This is a genomic window from Klebsiella sp. R390 (assembly GCF_051131745.1).
Classification (GTDB): Bacteria; Pseudomonadota; Gammaproteobacteria; order Enterobacterales; family Enterobacteriaceae; genus Klebsiella.
Genome location: NZ_CP180445.1, coordinates 5,275,330 through 5,294,934 on the forward strand (window position 1 = coordinate 5,275,330; position 19,605 = coordinate 5,294,934).

The following is a 19,605-nucleotide window of genomic DNA, read 5'->3' on the forward strand; positions in this document are numbered from 1 at the left end:
TTGCGTCCAGAGCTTTGATTCGCACAACCCGTTGCAAAAAAGAGAGCACCCAGACGATGTTTGCATTCTCCCGTTTTCTGCTTTATTTCACGGAAGTGGCCCGCCATGGGTCGTTTCGTAAAGCCTCAGAGGCGCTGCATGTTTCAGCGTCTTCCATCGACCGTCAAATTTTGCGCGTCGAAAATGAGCTGGCGATGCCGTTGTTCGAACGCCATCCGACAGGGCTGCGCCTGACGGCTGCCGGGGAGTTACTTCTGCACGCCGCTAACAACTGGAAAAAGGACTTTACCCGGGTATGCGAGCAACTGGATGACCTGCGAGGGCTGCGACGCGGACATGTGCGCATCGCGACTATTGATGCCATTAACCGGCATTTTTTTTCCGCGATGTTGAAAGAGGTTCATAACCAGTATCCCAACATTTCTTTTACATTATCCACCATGAACAATATCAACATCCAGGAGGCGCTAATTTCGGGTGAGGCGGATTTCGGTATCATGCTTAACCCCCAAAGCTCCCGCGAACTGCAGGTACGAGCCTTTGCCGAGATGAATATTGGGATCGTGGTTCCCAAAGGCCACCCGCTGGAAGATCGCAGCTCCGTGCGGTTTAGTCAGTGCATTGAATACCCGTTTATCCTTCCTTGCGCGCCGCTGATGATCAGCTCGCCGGTAGAGGCGCTGGTGAACATCAGCGGTAATGAGGTCAAGGAAGTCGCTGTTTCTAATAACATTCACATGATAAGAACCCTGATCAAAGAGCAGATGGGGATCGGAATTCTGTGCCGCCTGGATATTCTGGATGAGATTCAGGCAGACCAGTTGGTGTTTATTCCGATGACCGATCCACAACTTAAACCCTTCACGCTGGCGCTGTGCGTATCCCCCGCGCGACAGCTGTCGCTTGCCGCCTCCATGATGCTCAAGCAGCTGGAAATACTCTTCAGTCAAATTTGACCGACAAGCACTAAAACAAGCCATTAACGCACTAAAATAGTGCGTTTTTGTGTTGATGAATCAAAGGTTGCATGGCGGTGAAACACAGGCATCGCACAATGCTGGCGAGGATGCCAGGCAAGGATAGATGTCGATAATAATTGGCATCGTTTTTGTATAGATGAAAATGAGTATAAGCGGTCAGTACGGTTTCTCCGTGCGGGACATTGCTCAGTAACCATTTCGCGGTTCAATGTTGACCGGGGTGGGAGGCTGAGTCGTTGTCCGCTCGTCCTCCTTCCCGGCGTTATGAGGAAGAGGGCAATGAAAATACGTTCACGCATTCCCTGGGGCTACCGTATGTTGGGCATCGTTGCCCTCAGCGGTTTGTCTCTGACCGTTCAGGCCGAGGATAAAATTGTGCTACTGACTTCCTGGTACGCCCAGGCGGAACAGGGTGGCTATTACCAGGCTCAGGCGACGGGGATCTACAAAAAATACGGTCTGGATGTCGACATCCAGTCTGGCGGCCCCCAGGTTAACGGCATGCAACTGCTGTTATCAAAACGGGCCGATGTCATTATCGGCTACGATTTGCAGCTACTGGAAGGTATCCAGCGAGGATTCCAGGCCAAAGCCATTGCCGCACCCTTTCAATACGATCCCCAGGGACTGCTGACCCACGCCGATGTCACCTCGCTGGAGGGGCTGAAAGGGAAAACCATTCTGGTATCCAGCTCCGGTCAGGCGACCTGGTGGCCGTGGCTGAAGGGGCAATATCAACTGGATGATGCTCAGGCCCGACCCTATACCTTCAATATTCAGCCCTTTGTGGCGGATGAGAATCTCGCCCAGCAGGCCTACGTCAGTTCTGAGGTTTTCCAGGTGCAAAAAGCAGGGGTGAAATCAAACTTCTTCCTGTTTTCCGAACACGGCTATCCCCCCTACGGCGGCATTCTGATTGCCCGCCCGGAAACCATTGCCGAACGTAACGCGGCAATGGCGAAGTTCGTGCGTGCGTCGATGGAGGGGTGGGTCAGTTATTTGAATAATCCTGCCCCGGGAAACACCTTGATAAAAAAAGAAAACCCTAAAATGACCGACGATCTTCTGGCCTGGGGCGTCACACAAATCCGTCAGCATCACCTGATTGATGGCGGCGATGCCGCTACCGAGGGATGGGGAACAATGACGGAAGCACGTTGGCACAAAACCCGTGATTTTATGGTCAGCGCCAACCTGTTGAATGCCGCTACCGACTGGAAGCAGGCCTATACCACCGAATTTGTGCAGGATATGCAGGTAAAACCCTGAGGAGCGACCCATGTCATTATTAATTAAAAATGCGCATGCCATCTTGAGTGGCCTCCCGGGGGACGATGCCCGGCTGGCCGGTCCGGATATCCGTATCCGTGATGGCGTCATCACCGCCATCGGTTCGCTAGCGGCGCTGCCTGAGGAACGACAGATCGACGCCCGGGATTGTGTCATCTACCCGGCGTGGGTGAATACGCATCACCATCTTTTTCAGTCACTGTTGAAGGGAGAGCCTCAGGGATTGAATCAGAGTCTGACGGCATGGCTGAGCGCCACGCCTTACCGCTTTCGCGCGGCATTCGATGAACACACGTTTCGTCTGGCGGTGCGCATTGGCCTGGTTGAGCTGCTGCGATCGGGCTGTGCCACCGTCGCGGATCACAACTATTTATACTGGCCAGATATGCCGTTTGATACGTCGGAGATTGTATTTAACGAAGGCGAAGCGCTTGGTATGCGGATTGTTCTGTGTCGGGGGGGCGCGACCCAGGGGCGGGCCGTTGAGCAGGATCTACCGGTCGCGCTGCGTCCCGAAACCTTCGATGGCTATATGACGGATATTGAACGACTGGTCAAACGCTATCACGACCCTGGAACGGGGTCCCTGCGGCGGGTGGTGATGGCACCCACCACCGTGCTGCATTCCGCGCCGGGTGTCCAGTTGCGGGAGATGGCCAAACTGGCCCGTCATTTGGGGATTCGGCTGCACAGCCATTTGTCGGAAACCGTGGATTATCTGGATGCCGCGCGCAATAAGTTCGCCATGACCCCGGTCCAGTTCTGTGCTGAACACGACTGGCTGGGGAATGATGTGTGGTTTGCCCATCTGGTGAAATTACTGCCGGAAGAGATCGCGCTGTTAGGGCAAACCGGCACCGGCATTGCCCATTGTCCGCAAAGCAACGGGCGGCTGGGAAGCGGGATTGCAGATCTGCTGGCGCTGGAAAAGGCAGGGGTACCGGTATCGTTAGGGGTGGACGGCGCTGCATCAAATGAAGCGGCGGATATGCAAAGCGAAGCCCATGCCGCATGGTTGCTACAACGGGCGCGTAAAGGTATGCAGGCGCAGCCGCGCTATGCCGGCGGCACCTTTGAGGGCGGCGCCGATGCGGCTACGGTGGAAGATGTCGTGCGTTGGGGAAGCGCTGGTGGCGCGAACATCCTCGGTTTACACCAATGCGGTTCCATCGGCATTGGGATGCAGGCGGATTTAGCGATTTATCGTCTGGACGACCCGCGTTACTTCGGGCTACACGATATCGCGATAGGGCCGGTAGCCTGCGGTGGTCGGGCCTCCCTGAAAGCATTGCTGCTCAATGGCCGGCCGATCGTAGAGGATGATGTGATTCCAGGTCTGGATCTTGAGGTCATGCGTCACCAGGCGCAGGCGGCGGTACAAACCTTACAACAGCGTGCTGCTGTTTGAACCCAATACAGGACAATCATGATGACGCATTCTATTCAGAATCAGGGCTACGCATTGCAGGAACTGGAAAAAGAAGCGCTGATGGGCGCGCCTGGCGAAGAAACTTTTGCTCGCGAGGTCCGCTGCATCGATCTCTCAAATTTTGAGGAAAGGAAAAGTGAAATTGCCGATCGGCTGTGGGAGGCCGCAGTGGAGATTGGCTTCTTCCAGGTGAGCCATCATGGCATTCCTCTGGAAGATATCCATCAGGCGTTCCGTATGACCGAGACGTTTTTCGCGCTTCCCGATGAGGTAAAGGGGCAGTATCCGCTGTCCCGTAATGCCGGTTGGGAAAGCAAAGCGCAGGTACGGCCGTCGACGAAGACGCCGGACCAAAAAGAGTCGTATCAGATAACCCGTCCGCTGATGACCGGGTTGTGGCCCAGCGACCAGGAACTGCCCGCGTTCAGAAAGACGATGCTGACATTTGAATCGCAGTGTTGGCAGTTGGGGATGAAGCTGCTGTCTTGTTTTGCTTTAAAGCTGGGGTTTACAGAGTCATTTTTTTCCACGGCTCACAATCCGGAGAGTGAAACTTACCAGAGCACATTGCGCATGCTGCACTACTACGCTTCTGGTCAGGCCCAACAGAGGATGTGGCGTGCCGGTGCCCATACGGATTTTGACTGCCTGACACTGTTATTTCAACGCGCGGGACAAGGCGGACTGCAGGTGTGTCCTGGGAAAGATCGCGAGAGTCAGCAGTGGACCAGTATCGAGCCACGGGAAGAGGTGATCACCTGTAATATCGGCGATATGCTGATGCGCTGGAGCGATGACCAGCTGCCTTCTAACTTCCACCGGGTGAGAAGCCCGCTTGCGCATGAGTACCAGGGGCCGCGCTATAGCCTGGCATTTTTCTGTCAGGCCAATAAAGATGTCGAGATCCTTGGCCCGCAGGCGAAGTACCCGCCGATAACCGCGGAGGCGTATCTGCAGCAGCGTATTCAGGCCAACTTTGCCAAAGGATAGCTTCGCTCTGGGTACTGCATCTCTTTTATCATCTATACCCGTCATTCTGCAGAAAAAATCCACGCTTCGGCGTGGATTTCTGCTTCTTGAGGTCATCTTCTTGACGGTCATCCTGCCATCCATTCAAGCGTTAATTGCCGACACTTGTAAAGCAAATGCTGCATTAATGCTTTTAGTGTTTTTATCTTGTAATCAGGGTGATGAAGTGCCCCTCAGGTTGTTCGTCCCTCGAGTAATGACGAATTAGAATATACTCGTATTTTCGCGGATAATATGATTCATATGGAAAATTTATGTTTACGATAAAACCAAAAGCGGATAGTATCGCTATTGATTCTATCGTGCGCCAGAGTTTAATTTGTACTATTGATGAGTGTGGCAAGGAGTTAATGGTAAAAGATTTTCAATGTCTTATTTAGTTGGGAAGTGCATTAATAACATAAGTACACTATTTTTTTAGCGCGTGTTACTTTGTTAAAAGTGGGAGTGGTTTTGATATTTTATTTATTGCAGTGGATGTGAAATTGTGGCTGCAGCTCCTGTCTGTCATTAAAAGATAATCCTCCAGATATTCAAAATATAAAGTTAAGACATTATGCGATATTTTATTCAATATTCTGTATTCTATGACCCTTTACAGGGTGTCCTACGCTCTGCAACAAATGCCGAAGATTGTGTGCAACTAACCCGAACCGCCTCGGAACTATTAATTACATTGCTTGATCACCGAGATGTCATGTCGCGTGATGCCGTACTGGAAAAAGTTTGGGGTAGTCACGGCGGCGCGGGTAGTCATAATAATCTCAACCAGTATCTCAGTATTTTACGCCGGGCGTTTCGTCAATATGGTCTTGATGATATTATCCTCACTATTCCTCGTGTCGGGATCCAGCTTAATCCAGATATCAATGTGGAGAGGATTTATGATGGAAACAACGCTCAGCTAAATCATAGTGCAAATAGAACCACCATCGAAAGCTTTTCATCCTCTCCCGAACACCAACCGACGTTATCCCAGCATAAAAAACAAACATCGCGAAGTGGGTATTTTAGCGTCTATTTCAAATACATCGTTCCTGGTGCGTTGTTGCTCTCATTATCAGCATTCATGCTAATCTATATTCTCTACGAACATCAGTTTTTAGCCAGTCCCTTTGTCAGTTCTCTGCCGGTGGCAGGGTGTCGAGTTAATGCATTAGAAGACGTCAGCGAACAAGCAAAGGCAATAATTTCCGGCGATTTTCTCCGGGTCAAAGAAGGGCTTGCCTTACATTGCGATACGCAACATCAATTTATGTTTTACTATGATGCCCGAATTAATGATTCAGGCCTGGGAAAGACCCTTCTCACACAATGTACGGCTCGTGGAAGTAATCCAAACGGTTTTTGCAATAATTATTTCTTCTACAACTGGAGGTAGAATGGCGCGTAAAGAGATCTCATTTCTTTGGTTTTCCACGATGGTATTTGCCGTGGCCAGCGTATTCTTCTCCTGGCATTTTTTTCATCAAAAAAACGACAGTTTTCACTGTTCTGGCAACTTAGCTATATACAATGATAATGCCTCTCAACCCATTTTACGGGGGAAGTTGTACCTGTCGCTGGAACCCGAGGGAAAAGGGCATATCCGAATGGATGGCGAATCGTTATCGTCAGAAGGCTCAGCGACCTTGCATAGGTTTATTTTCTTTAATTATCAATCAGTTCACGCCTCTGTGGGAATGGATTTCATTCTTGATGATTATCATATTGTGCTGGCGCCAGCTGATAGCTCTGGTGATAAAGAGTTTATGAGTCTGGTCAACATGATAAGCCATGGTTCTGAACAATTGAGAATTCGTGTACGTATGATTAATCCGCGGACCAGTCTGATCAGTTCAGTCAGCTCACCTTTCCTTGTGTGCACCTCGCAGTAAGCAAATCGAGTGATGTTATTAGCGATTTCATGTCCTGGCTGGTGGCAGAATTATTGATTTCAATACCCTACCAAAGCAGAGCATTTCACTGTGAAATGCCTTAAAATACATTAATATTTAAACTATTAACTAAATAATCGAATAAGGAAAGTTTATTATTTTGTTCTGTGTTTTGCTGCAACATAATCTACGGCATGGGTTTGAGAATAATCCTGGTCGGGTTTAGAGGTTGTACCCACGGTTTGTTCTTGCAGAAGACGTTAGACTGGGAGGCCGTCAATGAACTACATAATGTCTGATGATGGTTTTTTTTCCTTCGGTGTTGCATCAGTTTTTAACAGCGCTGGCGAGGATATCATTGCAGTACCTTTTGATCCTAAGTTATGGCAGCAGCAGTTGGATACTGTTGAGCGTGGAGACGTACTTCTGCTTGCCATTGACTGTATGCAAATTGTACGACAGATACTGCAATATCTTTCCGTAAGAGAGATTAAAATTTGCTTATTTGTTAATAATGCCTGTGGCTATGAGTATTTCACCGGACATAATGGCATGGTCTCCAGGAATATACCTCCTTTAATGACAATTGCAGCAGTGCATCGGGCGGTGAAGCAAAATGCGCTGCAGCGCATCACAGAAAAATTGACACCGTCTGAACGGTTTATTATGGATAATCTTTCAAATGGTTTTTCGGTGTCAAGAATTGCTAAGAATTTAAACGTCACAGAGAAAAATGTCTACAGGCACAAAACAAAAGCCATGCATCGGATGGGTATTTGTAAGCTCAGGAGTAAGGCGGTTGTTATCTATGGTTGCATCCGTCAGCATGAGCCTGTAAGTAATTAACATATAATTTTATCGGTTGTAAAAGTGTTGTTTTGCCATCTTATTTATTCTGTTTAACTGCAACTTTTAATGGTGATAAAAGGTGGTTGTTTGCGTGAGATGTAACTCGGCTAAGTATTATCAATAATGGAGTGTTATTATATGAAAATGAAACTTGTTATGATTTCTGCGGCGGTAACCACCGCTTTAATGGCTTCATCAGCTATTGCCGCTGATGGTACTATTTACTTTGAAGGGGCATTAGCAGGAAATACTTGCGATATTACCGTTGATGGAAATCCCCTCCCGGCAACCGTTACTCTGCCGACAGTTACTGCTTCTGCGCTTCTTGGAATAGGTGCCACTGCAGGTGATACCCTGTTTAAAATTGTGTTGACGAACTGTACCGGGGTAAGTGGAACTTCTACGGCAGCTGCATTTTTTGAAAATGGTTCAACTGTTGATTATGACACCTTTAATCTTAAAAATACTGCTAGCGGTGGTGATGAAGCTAAAAATGTTCAGCTTCAACTTCTGGATGCCGTCAATCAATCGCCAATTAATGTAGGGTTTTATAACCAGAAAGGGAGTTCCACTCGTCACAGTATTGCGTCGGAAGAAGCAGAATTGCCGTATACCGTACGCTATTACTCTTTGGGATCGGCAGAGCCTGGCATTGTCCAAAGCCAGGTTAACTTCAGTATTGATTACGAGTAATTATATTCTCTGGTGACATGAAAATACGGCAGCATTTTTGCTGCCGTTCAGGATGGTAGCTTATGATGAAAAGGAATTTACTCCCGGGGCTGGCAATCATATTGATGACCAGTGTGGCTATGCCAGCAAATAGCGCGGTGGTGATTACGGGTACTCGCGTTATTTATCCTGCACTGGAAAAAGAAGTTACGGTAAAAATGAATAATAACGGTACGTCGCCGGTGTTAGTTCAGTCCTGGATCGACAGCGGGGATCGTAATTCTACGCCTGAGAGTGCAAAAGCACCGTTTTTTATTACCCCGCCGGTAAACCGGGTAAATGCCGGGCGTGGCCAGGTGCTACGTATTCGCTACACCGGTGAAACGTTGCCCCAGGATAAAGAATCACTGTTTTTCCTGAATGTCCTTGAAGTCCCGCCAAAGGTCAAAAATGAAGACGGCCAGAATATGCTGCATATGGCATTCCGCTCGCGCCTGAAGCTCTTTTTCCGGCCCGCAGGTCTGGTGGGGAGTTCGACAGATGCACCAGGGAAAGTCGTCTGGACCCGTTCAGGAGACCGTATCTCAGCCAAAAATCCGACACCTTTTCATATCAACGTGGCGTTTTTTACTGAGGATGAAAAAGGGGAAACCTCGATAGGCGAGGGCGGTACCGTCAAACCTGGGGACGTCCGTACTTTTACGCTCAGTAAGTCCGCCAGTCAATTCTATCCGGTCATCATCAATGACTATGGCGCGATGAAGGTTATCAAGCCTGCTAAGAAGTAAATAACGGACGTTGTCTGGTTTTTGCCGGGCGAGTGATGACGGAAGAAAGGGAGCATTTTCATGTCTGACAGGCTGGCACTGAGACCTGTTGCTGCGGCAATTGCCCTGCTTGCAGGTCCGGTTTGTGCAGAAGAGGTGGAGTTTAATACCTCTTTTATGAGTCCTGGCAGCCATAACAAAATCGATATTTCGCGTTATGAACGTGGGCTGGCGGTACCAGGGGTCTACCGGGTCAGAGTCCTGGTCAATGGTGTATCTCAAGGTACCCATGATGTCACCGTATTAAACGAAACAGCCGATCTACAGAGCGGGCAGATCTGTTTGAGCCTGCAAACCGTCAACCTGATAGGCTTCGATCAGCAGAAAATGGAGCCCAGTGCCCGAGATCTTCTGCGTAACGCTCAGTCCGACGCTTGTTTACCGCTCAAACAGATCGCCCCTCAGGCCGTGCTGACGTTTGAGGCCGGTGAACAGCTGGATATCGATATCCCGGGCGTGTACCTGCAACGAAATCCTCGCGGCTACGTTAACCCTCAACAATGGGATCGAGGCATTACCGCCGGATTGCTGAGCTATAACACCAATTACTATAGCTCGCAAAGCCACGGTAAAAATATGGATAGCGCATGGGCAGGGCTTTCCAGCGGCCTGAACCTGGCCGGGTGGTTGCTGCGCCACAATGGTAGCTGGAACTGGAGTAACGATGCAGGCAGTCGTTACCAGTCGCTTGAAACCTACGTGCAGCGCGATATCCCCGATTTACAGGGCCGCCTGACGTTAGGCGATACCAGCACACCCGGCGATCTCTTCGATACCCAGTCATTTCGCGGTCTGCGCTTGTCTAATGAAGAGTTGATGCGACCCAGTTCGCAGCGTGGCTACGCACCGCTGATCCGTGGTAATGCACGTACCAATGCCAGGGTGCAGGTCAAGCAGCAGGATCGTCTGCTGTATGAAACGACCGTCCCTCCGGGTGAGTTTGAGATTAACGATCTTTACCCGACCGGCTACGGTGGCGAACTGGACGTCATCGTTCTTGAAGCTGATGGTACTTCGCAGCACCAGACTATCCCTTTTGCACCGACCAGTAATTTGCTCCGACCGGGTATGAATAACTACAGCCTGACGTTGGGGAAGCTGAGACAAGGCTGGGTCAGTAACGAACCGGTTCTGGGTGAGCTGACGTGGCAGCGGGGTTTGAACAACTTTCTGACGGGATATGTGGGCTTTCAGGGTAATGAGCATTACCAAAGTGGGCAACTAGGCACCGCTTTGGGGACGGTTATCGGCGCGGTTTCTCTGGATGTGACGCACGCTAACGCCACTTTTGAACAACCACTGGATGGCCGTAAAAAGCTGAATGGGCAGAGCTATCAGCTGAAATTTAGCCAACATATTAAGCAAACCAACAGTCAGATCGGCGTTGCGGCATACCGTTTTTCGACCGACCGTTATGTTGATTACATGACGGCCATGCAAATCCGGGAGCAACAGAGCCAGGGTGATGACTTTTATAGCATCCAGAGACCGAAAAGCCGTCTTGGGATCACCGCGAGTCAGTCGCTTCCTGAGGGATGGGGGAGTTTCTACCTCAATGCCTGGCAGCAAAATTACTGGAACTCGGCGCACAGCGACCGACAGTACCAGCTTGGCTATAACAACCGTTTGGGTAACCTGAGTTATGGCATCAGTGCCAGCCGTACCCGTAATGGCGACAATGACTTTGAGAACCGCTATACGCTCAGCCTGAGCATTCCGCTGGGCAGCAAAAGCCTGTTCCGGCAGATGTCGGTCAATATGAACCATGAACCAGGAGGGGTTCTACGTGAACAGGTGAATCTGAGCGGTTCAGCGCTCAATGATAATTCACTCAGTTATAACCTGTCTGGCTCTCATTCGAATAAGGACGGCACGCCTTCCGTATCTGCAAGTACGTCTTTGCGCACGATGAATACCACTCTGCAGGCTTCGGCGGGCACGGGTAAACACTACCACAACTACTCGGTAGGCATGAATGGCGCCGCAATTGTCCATAGCGGTGGCGTTACCCTGACGCCTTATAGCGGTGACACCCAGGCGTTGGTCGAGGCAAAAGGGGCAGGTGGTGCGAGCGTGAGCGGCTACCCAGGCGTTCGGGTGGATGGCTCCGGTTATGCGATAGTGCCATACCTTAACGCCTATCAAATGAATGAAATCAGCATCGACCCGAAAGGATTGTCAGACGATATTGAGCTGGATGACACCAGCCAGAAAGTGGCTCCCTACAGCGGTGCCGTGGTGAAACTACGTTTCAACACTACGCACGGGCGACCTGTGATGATCCACTTACAGGGCAATGATGACGTGCCCTTTGGCGCGGATGTTGTGGATGAGCAGCAAAATATCGTGGGCGTGGTCGGCCAAGGAAAACGCGCATTTGTCCGGCTTGGTGCGGCATCCGGGTCGCTTGTTGTTCGCTGGGGCGGCGAGGCGAATCAACGTTGTTACGCGACATACCAGATCCCAGAAAAAAGCCCTGAACTCACCACGTTGGCGACGGTCTGCCGCCCAGGAAAGCAGCATAATTAAGGACGAAGAATGGCTAATTTACGCTTACTGATCATCGCGTTGCTACTCGGTATCTGTTCGACAAACGCACTGGCTACGGGGTGCAATAGCACCCCCGATACTATCGAGGATAGATCGGCCTCGTTGGGGAATATTACTATTTCCGTACCTCCGGATATGCCCGTTGGCAGCGAAATCTATCGCATCCGGGTCGCCAGCCAGGGTGACGTCGGTGATGCGGGGATAACCTGCAGCGCAGCGGAGAGCTTTTATTGGGGGTTTGATTATGCTGATACGTCATATCCTGAATCCTCCGGCTTAAGCCCTTATGGCGGTCGCATGTATGGAACCAATCTGCCGGGCGTCAGCGTGGTCTACCTGGCGAGCAAAGGCTTTCCTTATCAGTACACACCGGGCGTATATTCGCAATTACTCATGAGGGATAATCCACTGGCGATCGAGTTTGTGTTAATCAAAACGGGTGATGTTCAGCCTGGGGTGGTTAATGGGACCAGCCTACCGACTGCGGTGTTCTCAGGTGGCCAGAGTGGCGACATGCACGAGTTCCTCAAATACCGGTTGAGTGGTCAGGTTATGGTTACCGTACCTACGTGTCAGATTGAGTCACCTGAGAAGACGGTACAGATGGGCAGCCATGTCATCAGTAGGACGTTTACCGGGATTGGCTCGACGACCGCCTGGCAAGATGCAAGTATCCGACTGATCAATTGTCCGACTTTTTTCGGCAGTCGCGGGAGACCGGCAGGTCTGACTACCTACGGTATTGCTCCGGTGAATGCCAATATCTGGGCGCTCTCTTTTCAACCGGTTTTTGGCACCCTCGATGATGCGCAGGGGATTATCAAACTTGATGACTCGGGAGTAGACGACGCCAGCGGGGTGGGGATCCAACTTGCCACCGCGCAGGATGAGTCATCATTTATTAATCTAACCTCCGAGCTTAGCGGAGATTTTCCGCAGGATGGTATAGCTTCTGTGACCATCCCGATTTTTGCTCGCTATATCCAGATGGAAAACCAGGTTACCCCCGGGCGGGCGGATAGCAGCATCATTTATAACCTTGAATACCGCTAGAAGCCTTTACCTTTAATCTTTCTATTTCTATTTTTAGCGCGGAGCCATACTGTACTGTCACTATCACCTCAGCAGTGTTAAGGAGTGTCTTAATGATGGTTATTCAGGGTAAAGAAGCGCTTGACGCCATTGACTGGTCGGCACTGGCAGAGTTAATCGCCGACGGCGGTCTGGGGCAACGTGATACGGCGCTGCTTGAACAGGCCTTTCGCCACAGTACTTTCTGCTGGTTTGGTTTTCACAACGGGCAGCTTGTCGCTGTGGCCAGAGCGATTAGCGATCTGACCTGGTGCAGCTATCTGGCCGATGTGGTCGTGGCGCCGAGCCTGCAGGGGCAAGGTTATGGCCGGCAGTTAATGCAGCAAATATGCAACGCGTTATTACCCTATGGTAAAATTTTTATTTATTCCGTGGCGGACAAAACCGGGTTTTACCAGCATTACGGATTTGAACTACTGACAACGGGTATGGTTTGTTCGAGCCAGCAGGGTATGGATAAAATGCGTGAGCAGGGTTATATCCTGTAATTAATCGGACAGCGTCAGTAACCGGTTGATGCTTCGATGCTATGTACTACTAACAGGATGATTCAGTGAAGAACAAAATAATGCCTTTCGTTATGCCATGCTTACTGCTTGCTGCGGCATTACCTGCACATGCAAAACAGCCGCAGTCCCTTTTTTCACCAGCAACGCATGTCCTGTGCGATAAGTATATTTGTGCTACGGCTAGCGACGGCGTTTCTCGTGCTATGACTGAGAAGTATCTGGGTAAGCAAGCAGCAAAACGACTGAGTGCACAGGGGAAGTTTGATCCGACCTCGTTTACCTTTACCGGTGGAACGTTCTGCGACATTAAGGAAAAGTTGTGTCGTGAGGATCGATATTATGGGGCAGATGGCACACGCAGCGGCGCGGTTTCTGAAAAATATACCCGCTTACTTTTCGGGAAGTAATATCTATCCGGGAGGTAGAGGGTAGGGTGGGCGCCGTTAACATTGACCTGGCGGCGCCTGGTATCGGGTCCTGAACGATAATATCGATGCGCCGGATGTGGTTTTCTGAAAAAAGTGAGTTGGACCAGTAATAGCGCTGAAAAATAAACCGCCTGTTTATTTTATGGCCAGCTACCGTTTATTCGTTGGAATTAGCCGTCATCTTCCTTGCCAGGTGTTAATGACGGCATGTTATAAATGCATCAGGGTTGTTCGATTACATCGAACGACTGCATTCCTCATGGTTGTTGCGCCTTGTTCTATTATAAATATAAGGTTGCATCTGTGCGCCTAACTTACAGGAAAGTTCATTTCTGAGTAGATAGATAGCCTTATCACTGACTTTTAGCGCATGGGAAACATCTTTTATGCTCATCCCTTCCAGCAGATGGAAGATCATCTGTTGCTCACGCAGGGTGAAACGGAAATCTTTACACTGCTTTTTTTTGTCATGATTAATCGTTGCAGCACAGTGCATTAAAAACACGCTCATCTGCTCCTTAACTATTTTCGGGCTCTTATCACCGGAAATATGCAGGAATGATGTCTGATCCGGGTTATACATATCGACAAAGAACAGGACATTCGTCAACATGATACGTTTTGAGTCCTGCCATTTAGCGGGCAGAATAATATCTTGCTCAAATTTTTTGCTCCGGGCGCTGTAGATATCAATAAACCTTAGCGAAAACGGAATGAAATCAATGTATTTATCGATTAAATGGAATGGAATTCCCTCACCGATATCATTGATCAACCTGGATGCTTGTAATGACTCCTCAAAAATTGCATTAATGGCGATGCCATCATAAACATTTTTGGTGAGATAGATAAATTTATAGCGCAAATTTGATGAATTGAAGCTGAGCATGTTTAATTTCCTTATTATTTATTAATGACATTTCCCACGCCGTAATCATCAACCCAGTTAAATGACACTAACCGGGCCCCCAAAGTGGTATTATTTTTCAAAGGGATACGTATTGATGCATTAGGCAATATCATTCCATTTTCAGGGATGTCTTTTATGCGTTGACCATCATTTAACGTGATATCCAGTAAGGTAAAATGCAATGGCGTTGGGTTGGCCATCTCAATGCAATAATGACTTCCGCATTTTACGGTCGAATATGTCAATCTCTTCACTTCGCTTTCAGGGCTGAGTTTAGCAACGGTGGCAGGCCGATAAAATATTTTTATGCGCGTACGAAAGGCGACCTGCAATAAGTTATCATTCCTATTGTCTTTTACATTTGGCTTTGGTGGGACCTCCAGCACATTCAGCCAAAACAATGATTCTTTGTCCGCAGGCAATATAGCTGGGTCTCCAACAAACTGGAGTCGTACTTTTCGTGCTTCTTGTGCATTCAGCCTGAACACCGGCGGTTGAATGAGAAAGGGCATTTTTATATTTTCAGGCCTCTCCAGAACATCATCGCGATCGGTCCATAATTGCATTAACACGGCACCATTGCCCTCATTTTTAACGCTAAATGTTACCTCGCGCTCACTTTCATTCAATATGAGTCGGGTGTAATTGATGTACGTGGCTGAGCTGACCACCGGGCAGTAGGTAAACCATAATACAATAAATGCCAGAGCGAATTTAATCATGGCGTCAGCTCCTGTCAAACAGCATCATTTATAACTCAACGTAAAGGTTGCCGATCCGGTAATGGTCCCGGAAGATACCGCATTATCCGTTTGATATAACCCGGCACGTAATGGAACCGTATAAGTGGCATTGTTCTTTGTTGAATCATAATCAGCCAGTAAATAAGATGTATTAAATGATAACGGGATGTTCTGGTCATTTAATAATTGAATGCCTACGCCGCTCGCGCTTGTGGCCTGCGTGGTGTTTAAAGCAAACACGCCCATTGCGTTATCGATAATCGCTGTTGTCGGCGTAAATAAATAACTAATGCTGGCTAATCCCGCCGGACATTGCGTAAATACCAGATCAAAATCAGTCCTCGCGGTGGTGTAGCCTACGCCGGTAAATTCGCTACGACTGACCGGTGGTAAATTGACCGTGACATCTGAGGTTGTGCAGGTTCCACCGGTGGTGGAGATATTTAAACCGCCAGATTTAAACTCGGCAATCATGTAAGTCCCGGAGCCTGCAAAGCTTGATCCCCCATAGGTTTGATAATGACGCATATAGATAGGATCGAAAACACCCGTTGTGCCGGCCGTTAGCGTTGTTGCCGTTTTTACAAATCGAATCTGCACATCTACGCCGATATTCCAGCTCGGGTTATTGCTGTCATAACTGACATTATAGGAAGGGCCCGGAGTTTCATACATGCCAGGTACCGTGCCGGTCAGTGGGAACCAGTCGCTGGTTTGCCCCTTGATGGTATAGCGCCAGCGCAGAATATAACCCAGTCCGGTTTTTACCACCGTGTTATAAATGGTATAGGTTTGCCCATCAACCTGGGTGCTTCCATTCGCGGCGTAGGGCGGATCGCCTTGTGCGGTCATCGCCACGGTATATCCCTGGTACGAGGTCACATGTTTACATGTCCACGCCGTTGGGTTAGAGGATGTCAGCCATCCGCCTAATAAATCGCCCACCTGAGCATCTTTACCGACTTCCACTGTGGCGGAGTTGAAATATTGATAGTAGCCGTTAGTCCGCTCGCAGTTCACCCAGGTTCCGTCTGCTTTAGCATAACCACACAGCCCGACAAATGTGAGTAAACACAAGGCTATTACGCGTATTATTTTTTTCATATTCCTGTGCTCCCTTTATTGGCAGACCGCATTAATCAGTGGCATATCATTTATTGATGTCGTCCGTTTCTGCGGTAACTGATAATGAAATGAACAGCGCTGACTGCCGTTATTGCCCCATTGCACATATAACCGACCCGATTCATTTTTCACGCGTACAAAACCCTGACCACCTTGAGTGATATATCCGACATTATTGTCGGTCTCATCGTAAATAGAGGAGCCGAAAGGCAAAACCTCGCCACTATGATTGATATTCAGAAGCGCAGAGTGGCCGGTATCGGTCTTATATTTCATTAAGACCACAGCACCCGCCGTTGGTACGCTATTCTGGCTGGTAACATCCAGTGAGACATCGTTTGAGAGGCCTTTGGGGTCAAGCTCTATGGTATTCTGGCGATATGGCGTCAGGTAGGGGACGGCCGCCTTGCCGCTGTTATTAAGACGCAAGCTGCTATTGCTGGTAATCTTCGCGCCACCGGCATTTTCAGCCTCAATGACGGCCATCGTATCGCCCATGATCGGCGTGAGGACAATACCATTACGCCAGGCAATCGCGCCACCCGACATATTCATACTGTATTGCTGATAGCCATTACCCGCAGAAAAACTCCCACCCACCGTGCTCCACGGCGATGTCCAGTTACCGCTGACGCCGCCCGTATTTTTGTCGGCACTGTCTTTATAATGGTCAACGCTGGCGAATGCGTTGTAGTTATATTGACGATCGCTACCGAGCGTGCCGGCAATGGAGTTCTGTAGGCCACGATGATCGCGTTCCTGAACATAGGTAGAGCTCAGATAGGCCGTGTGCGCGCTTTCCCCCAGCGGTAATGAGATACCGACGGCAATTTTATTGTCCCATTTACCGGTGTCCAGATCGCGGCTTCGGTTAGCGTTGACGTTGAGAGTAAACCATTTAAAACCGTTGCTATAGCCTATCTGATATTCGGTATCTTGCCCGTTTCTGTTCCAGTAGTCCTGGGTACTGGCGCTGATATTAAAGCTACCCCAGGTATCCGAAATATTTTGTGCAGCACTAAGCTGAATGCGATTTTTTCGGTTAATGCTACTACTGTAATAACCGCTGTGGGAACGCCGCTGGGAATCCCGCAATAGCATCGCGTCATTCATATCGTAATAGCCAGAACTTGAATAACGATAGCTCGCGAGGGTGATGTTGGTATTGGTGACGGGTAGTATCTTGGCAAACGATAAACGAAAGCTTTGCCCTTCGGCACTGGTCTCGTCATACAGTTTTGTTCGTGCATGTGCAATATCTGCCGATATAGCACCAACGCCAGTGTTCAGGGCGACCCCGGCAACCGCCGACTGATAATCTTCCCCTCCCAACAGACCGGTATAACCAGTTATGAGGTTGGTAAAACCATGACGCAATGTTCCCATCATGATTTCAGGTTCTTCATTGATTGTTGTGTTGTGGTAGCGGCCACCCATCACGGAATAGCGCGTGGTCCCCGGTCGCAGAAGCTCAGCAATCGACGCAAAGGTCACGGTGAAACTGTGTTCACTGCCATCGGCCTCTTTAACGGTTACTAATAGATCGCCCCCGGTTCCCGTTGGATAGAGGTCATCGATGACAAACGGACCCGGTGGAACCGTTGATTCATAAATGCGTATCCCACGTTGGCTGATGCGAACTAAAGCGTTGGTGTTAGCAATACCGTTAATGAGTGGGGCAAACCCGCGTTGTGAGTCGGTATACATCCGGTCGTCAGACATCAGCATGACACCGCGAAAAGCGATGCTGTCGAAAACTTGCCCATCGGTGGACGATTCGCCAAGAACCAGTTTGCTACGAAGCGGAACAATAGCGCGCTCAAGGTAGGTATTGGTATTGTCATAATTCCATCCTTGACCCTCGGTCCAGTTAAAAGAACCGCGATAGCGGAGTCGCCAGACATCCCAGTTAAATCCGCCTTGTAGTCCTAGATACTGCGTAGAAATAGAATCACTTCCCGACATTTCCGAGTGATAGGCGTTATAGTCATATTGCAGCGTTGCCGCGGTAATTCCATTATCCCAAAGTTCCGGGCTGACATAACCGCGGGCATTGCGTACTAAATAGATTTGAGGTGATTGCAGGTTAATCCGCTGCATTGACACATCATAGTTGGCGACCAGATCGGTTGCGATATCCTGAGGCTGTACACAGGCATGATCTGATTTTAACTTTTCAAGTATTCCTGGTTTTATTCTTTCAATGTCAATGCCTAATTTCGCGACTAAATTAAGATCGAAACAAGGTTTGGCGATGGTTGATTTTTCCTCTGTCATTTTAAAAGTGACATTAGTTTTGCCTTTCCATCGCTCATTGACATAAAGCTCTACTGAGTATTCGCCTGCGGGAACAGGGTTTCCACGTGAATATGCGCTAACGTCAACGTCCGACCGCATAAAATCCGTGTTGAAAATAATATCATCATTTTGTTCGGCATATGCAATCTGAGAAAAAGCGATGGAGAGAAGAATGCATTGTGCAACCTGGGATAAATGAAATAGGGTGCTATTAGTTTTACGGGCTTCGCAGCAACTGTTCATTTGTAGTATTCCCGCCAAAATCATTAATTACGCTATAAAATAAAGTGAGCCCATACAGACTGTCTGCTCTTTTCTTGGTTAACTGGAGATTAAGCTCTCCTTTGGGTTCTATCATTCTTCTGGAAAATTTCTCAACAGAAGCTACTACCGGAGAATCTTTTGCATTACGAACATCAATACTGCTAAAGGTAATGAAATAAGGGGTGCTGTTTTTAACATTTAGCGTATTTCCACGGAGTTCAAAACTGATATTCCTGTAAGCCTCTAACGGGGTTTGAGGTAAGTTTTCCGGGCGATAGAAAAATTTAATTCTGGTGCGAAACGCGAGCTGTATCAGATTGCTTCCTGATTGAATCATGGCCGTCGGTTTTGGCGGTACTTCAAGCATATTGAACCAATAGAGCGTTTCTCTGTCCTGCGGCAGAGCAGGGTTGGCCGCCATGATACGTATTGCTTGCCCTTTGTTCGGGTCAATTCGAATAACCGGTGGTGTAATGATAAAAGGGACTTTGCTTTGTCCTGGTTTTGCTTTTGCATCACCATCATCCATCCATAGCTGCAACAGATAGGGATTCTTACCATTATTTTTCAGTTGCACGACAGATTCTTTATCTTTAGCATTATAAATAATACGTGTTCCATTAATGACGACATCAGCTAATGCTGAGCCTGACATTAATCCAGCGGCAACAAAAACCATGCTACAGATTGTTTTTTTAAACATGCAAGAACCTCGTCTTTATAAAAGGGGTAA

18 protein-coding genes are annotated in these 19,605 nt (G+C 48.8%); 13 read left to right on the top strand and 5 right to left on the bottom strand.

The features are described 5' to 3' along the window. The first annotated feature begins 56 nt into the window (after positions 1–56). The 13 genes from ACMYSP_RS24700 (at position 57) to ACMYSP_RS24760 (ending at position 13,511) form a co-directional block, all read left to right on the top strand. Positions 57–956, top strand: coding sequence for a LysR family transcriptional regulator (locus ACMYSP_RS24700; protein WP_434584700.1), 900 nt, complete (start codon positions 57–59; stop codon positions 954–956). Between the two features lie 303 nt (positions 957–1,259). After that, on the top strand, positions 1,260–2,249 hold the full coding sequence (locus ACMYSP_RS24705) for an ABC transporter substrate-binding protein (RefSeq protein ID WP_434584701.1): 990 nt from the start codon (positions 1,260–1,262) through the stop codon (positions 2,247–2,249). A 10-nt stretch (positions 2,250–2,259) separates the two neighbouring features. Then, the gene (locus tag ACMYSP_RS24710) at positions 2,260–3,678 is read left to right on the top strand and encodes an amidohydrolase family protein (protein WP_434584702.1); all 1,419 of its coding nucleotides are present in this window, start codon (positions 2,260–2,262) and stop codon (positions 3,676–3,678) included. A 21-nt stretch (positions 3,679–3,699) separates the two neighbouring features. Continuing rightward, positions 3,700–4,689, top strand: a complete 990-nt coding sequence (locus ACMYSP_RS24715; protein WP_434587307.1) for an isopenicillin N synthase family dioxygenase — start codon at positions 3,700–3,702, stop codon at positions 4,687–4,689. A gap of 595 nt (positions 4,690–5,284) precedes the next feature. Then, entirely contained in the window at positions 5,285–6,109 is an 825-nt protein-coding gene (locus ACMYSP_RS24720; protein WP_434584703.1) for a winged helix-turn-helix domain-containing protein, read from the top strand. A 1-nt stretch (position 6,110) separates the two neighbouring features. Then, positions 6,111–6,605, top strand: coding sequence for a hypothetical protein (locus tag ACMYSP_RS24725; protein ID WP_434584704.1), 495 nt, complete (start codon positions 6,111–6,113; stop codon positions 6,603–6,605). A 291-nt stretch (positions 6,606–6,896) separates the two neighbouring features. Then, the gene (locus tag ACMYSP_RS24730) at positions 6,897–7,451 is read left to right on the top strand and encodes a LuxR C-terminal-related transcriptional regulator (protein WP_434584705.1); all 555 of its coding nucleotides are present in this window, start codon (positions 6,897–6,899) and stop codon (positions 7,449–7,451) included. Between the two features lie 141 nt (positions 7,452–7,592). Beyond that, positions 7,593–8,147, top strand: a complete 555-nt coding sequence (locus ACMYSP_RS24735) for a fimbrial protein (protein WP_434584706.1) — start codon at positions 7,593–7,595, stop codon at positions 8,145–8,147. Between the two features lie 62 nt (positions 8,148–8,209). Then, positions 8,210–8,914, top strand: coding sequence for a fimbrial biogenesis chaperone (locus tag ACMYSP_RS24740; protein ID WP_434584707.1), 705 nt, complete (start codon positions 8,210–8,212; stop codon positions 8,912–8,914). Positions 8,915–8,974: 60 nt separating this feature from the next. After that, positions 8,975–11,482 (top strand): fimbria/pilus outer membrane usher protein, encoded by a 2,508-nt coding sequence (locus ACMYSP_RS24745; protein ID WP_434584708.1) that lies wholly within the window; start codon positions 8,975–8,977, stop codon positions 11,480–11,482. Positions 11,483–11,491: 9 nt separating this feature from the next. Next, positions 11,492–12,556 (top strand): fimbrial protein, encoded by a 1,065-nt coding sequence (locus ACMYSP_RS24750; RefSeq protein WP_434584709.1) that lies wholly within the window; start codon positions 11,492–11,494, stop codon positions 12,554–12,556. A gap of 92 nt (positions 12,557–12,648) precedes the next feature. Further along, positions 12,649–13,083: a GNAT family N-acetyltransferase gene (locus ACMYSP_RS24755; RefSeq protein ID WP_434584710.1), complete on the top strand. Its 435-nt coding sequence runs from the start codon at positions 12,649–12,651 to the stop codon at positions 13,081–13,083. A gap of 92 nt (positions 13,084–13,175) precedes the next feature. Next, a complete protein-coding gene (locus ACMYSP_RS24760) occupies positions 13,176–13,511 on the top strand; it encodes a YcgJ family protein (RefSeq protein ID WP_434587309.1) in 336 nt (111 codons plus the stop codon). A 256-nt stretch (positions 13,512–13,767) separates the two neighbouring features. On the opposite strand, the gene ACMYSP_RS24765 is transcribed toward ACMYSP_RS24760, so the two are convergent. From ACMYSP_RS24765 to ACMYSP_RS24785, 5 genes are read right to left on the bottom strand one after another with little or no spacing between them, the layout of a single operon-like run. Then, the gene (locus tag ACMYSP_RS24765) at positions 13,768–14,421 is read right to left on the bottom strand and encodes a transposase family protein (RefSeq protein WP_434584712.1); all 654 of its coding nucleotides are present in this window, start codon (positions 14,419–14,421) and stop codon (positions 13,768–13,770) included. A 14-nt stretch (positions 14,422–14,435) separates the two neighbouring features. Beyond that, entirely contained in the window at positions 14,436–15,164 is a 729-nt protein-coding gene (locus ACMYSP_RS24770; RefSeq protein ID WP_434584714.1) for a fimbrial biogenesis chaperone, read from the bottom strand. A gap of 24 nt (positions 15,165–15,188) precedes the next feature. Continuing rightward, positions 15,189–16,289, bottom strand: a complete 1,101-nt coding sequence (locus ACMYSP_RS24775; protein ID WP_434584715.1) for a fimbrial protein — start codon at positions 16,287–16,289, stop codon at positions 15,189–15,191. A 15-nt stretch (positions 16,290–16,304) separates the two neighbouring features. After that, positions 16,305–18,851: a fimbria/pilus outer membrane usher protein gene (locus ACMYSP_RS24780; protein WP_434584716.1), complete on the bottom strand. Its 2,547-nt coding sequence runs from the start codon at positions 18,849–18,851 to the stop codon at positions 16,305–16,307. Beyond that, positions 18,826–19,575 carry a fimbria/pilus periplasmic chaperone gene (locus ACMYSP_RS24785; protein ID WP_434584718.1) on the bottom strand — a complete coding sequence of 250 codons (750 nt, stop codon included), beginning with the start codon at positions 19,573–19,575 and terminating at the stop codon, positions 18,826–18,828. Before ACMYSP_RS24785 ends, ACMYSP_RS24780 begins: the two co-directional genes overlap by 26 nt. Positions 19,576–19,605 lie beyond the last annotated feature (30 nt).

Bases quoted from the DNA above. Each gene is read 5' to 3' on its own strand.
- ACMYSP_RS24700 (WP_434584700.1), top strand. From the start codon at position 57: ATGTTTGCATTCTCCCGTTTTCTGCTTTATTTCACGGAAGTGGCCCGC.
- ACMYSP_RS24705 (WP_434584701.1), top strand. From the start codon at position 1,260: ATGAAAATACGTTCACGCATTCCCTGGGGCTACCGTATGTTGGGCATC.
- ACMYSP_RS24710 (WP_434584702.1), top strand. From the start codon at position 2,260: ATGTCATTATTAATTAAAAATGCGCATGCCATCTTGAGTGGCCTCCCG.
- ACMYSP_RS24715 (WP_434587307.1), top strand. From the start codon at position 3,700: ATGACGCATTCTATTCAGAATCAGGGCTACGCATTGCAGGAACTGGAA.
- ACMYSP_RS24720 (WP_434584703.1), top strand. From the start codon at position 5,285: ATGCGATATTTTATTCAATATTCTGTATTCTATGACCCTTTACAGGGT.
- ACMYSP_RS24725 (WP_434584704.1), top strand. From the start codon at position 6,111: ATGGCGCGTAAAGAGATCTCATTTCTTTGGTTTTCCACGATGGTATTT.
- ACMYSP_RS24730 (WP_434584705.1), top strand. From the start codon at position 6,897: ATGTCTGATGATGGTTTTTTTTCCTTCGGTGTTGCATCAGTTTTTAAC.
- ACMYSP_RS24735 (WP_434584706.1), top strand. From the start codon at position 7,593: ATGAAAATGAAACTTGTTATGATTTCTGCGGCGGTAACCACCGCTTTA.
- ACMYSP_RS24740 (WP_434584707.1), top strand. From the start codon at position 8,210: ATGATGAAAAGGAATTTACTCCCGGGGCTGGCAATCATATTGATGACC.
- ACMYSP_RS24745 (WP_434584708.1), top strand. From the start codon at position 8,975: ATGTCTGACAGGCTGGCACTGAGACCTGTTGCTGCGGCAATTGCCCTG.
- ACMYSP_RS24750 (WP_434584709.1), top strand. From the start codon at position 11,492: ATGGCTAATTTACGCTTACTGATCATCGCGTTGCTACTCGGTATCTGT.
- ACMYSP_RS24755 (WP_434584710.1), top strand. From the start codon at position 12,649: ATGATGGTTATTCAGGGTAAAGAAGCGCTTGACGCCATTGACTGGTCG.
- ACMYSP_RS24760 (WP_434587309.1), top strand. From the start codon at position 13,176: ATGCCATGCTTACTGCTTGCTGCGGCATTACCTGCACATGCAAAACAG.
- ACMYSP_RS24765 (WP_434584712.1), bottom strand. From the start codon at position 14,421: ATGCTCAGCTTCAATTCATCAAATTTGCGCTATAAATTTATCTATCTC.
- ACMYSP_RS24770 (WP_434584714.1), bottom strand. From the start codon at position 15,164: ATGATTAAATTCGCTCTGGCATTTATTGTATTATGGTTTACCTACTGC.
- ACMYSP_RS24775 (WP_434584715.1), bottom strand. From the start codon at position 16,289: ATGAAAAAAATAATACGCGTAATAGCCTTGTGTTTACTCACATTTGTC.
- ACMYSP_RS24780 (WP_434584716.1), bottom strand. From the start codon at position 18,851: ATGAACAGTTGCTGCGAAGCCCGTAAAACTAATAGCACCCTATTTCAT.
- ACMYSP_RS24785 (WP_434584718.1), bottom strand. From the start codon at position 19,575: ATGTTTAAAAAAACAATCTGTAGCATGGTTTTTGTTGCCGCTGGATTA.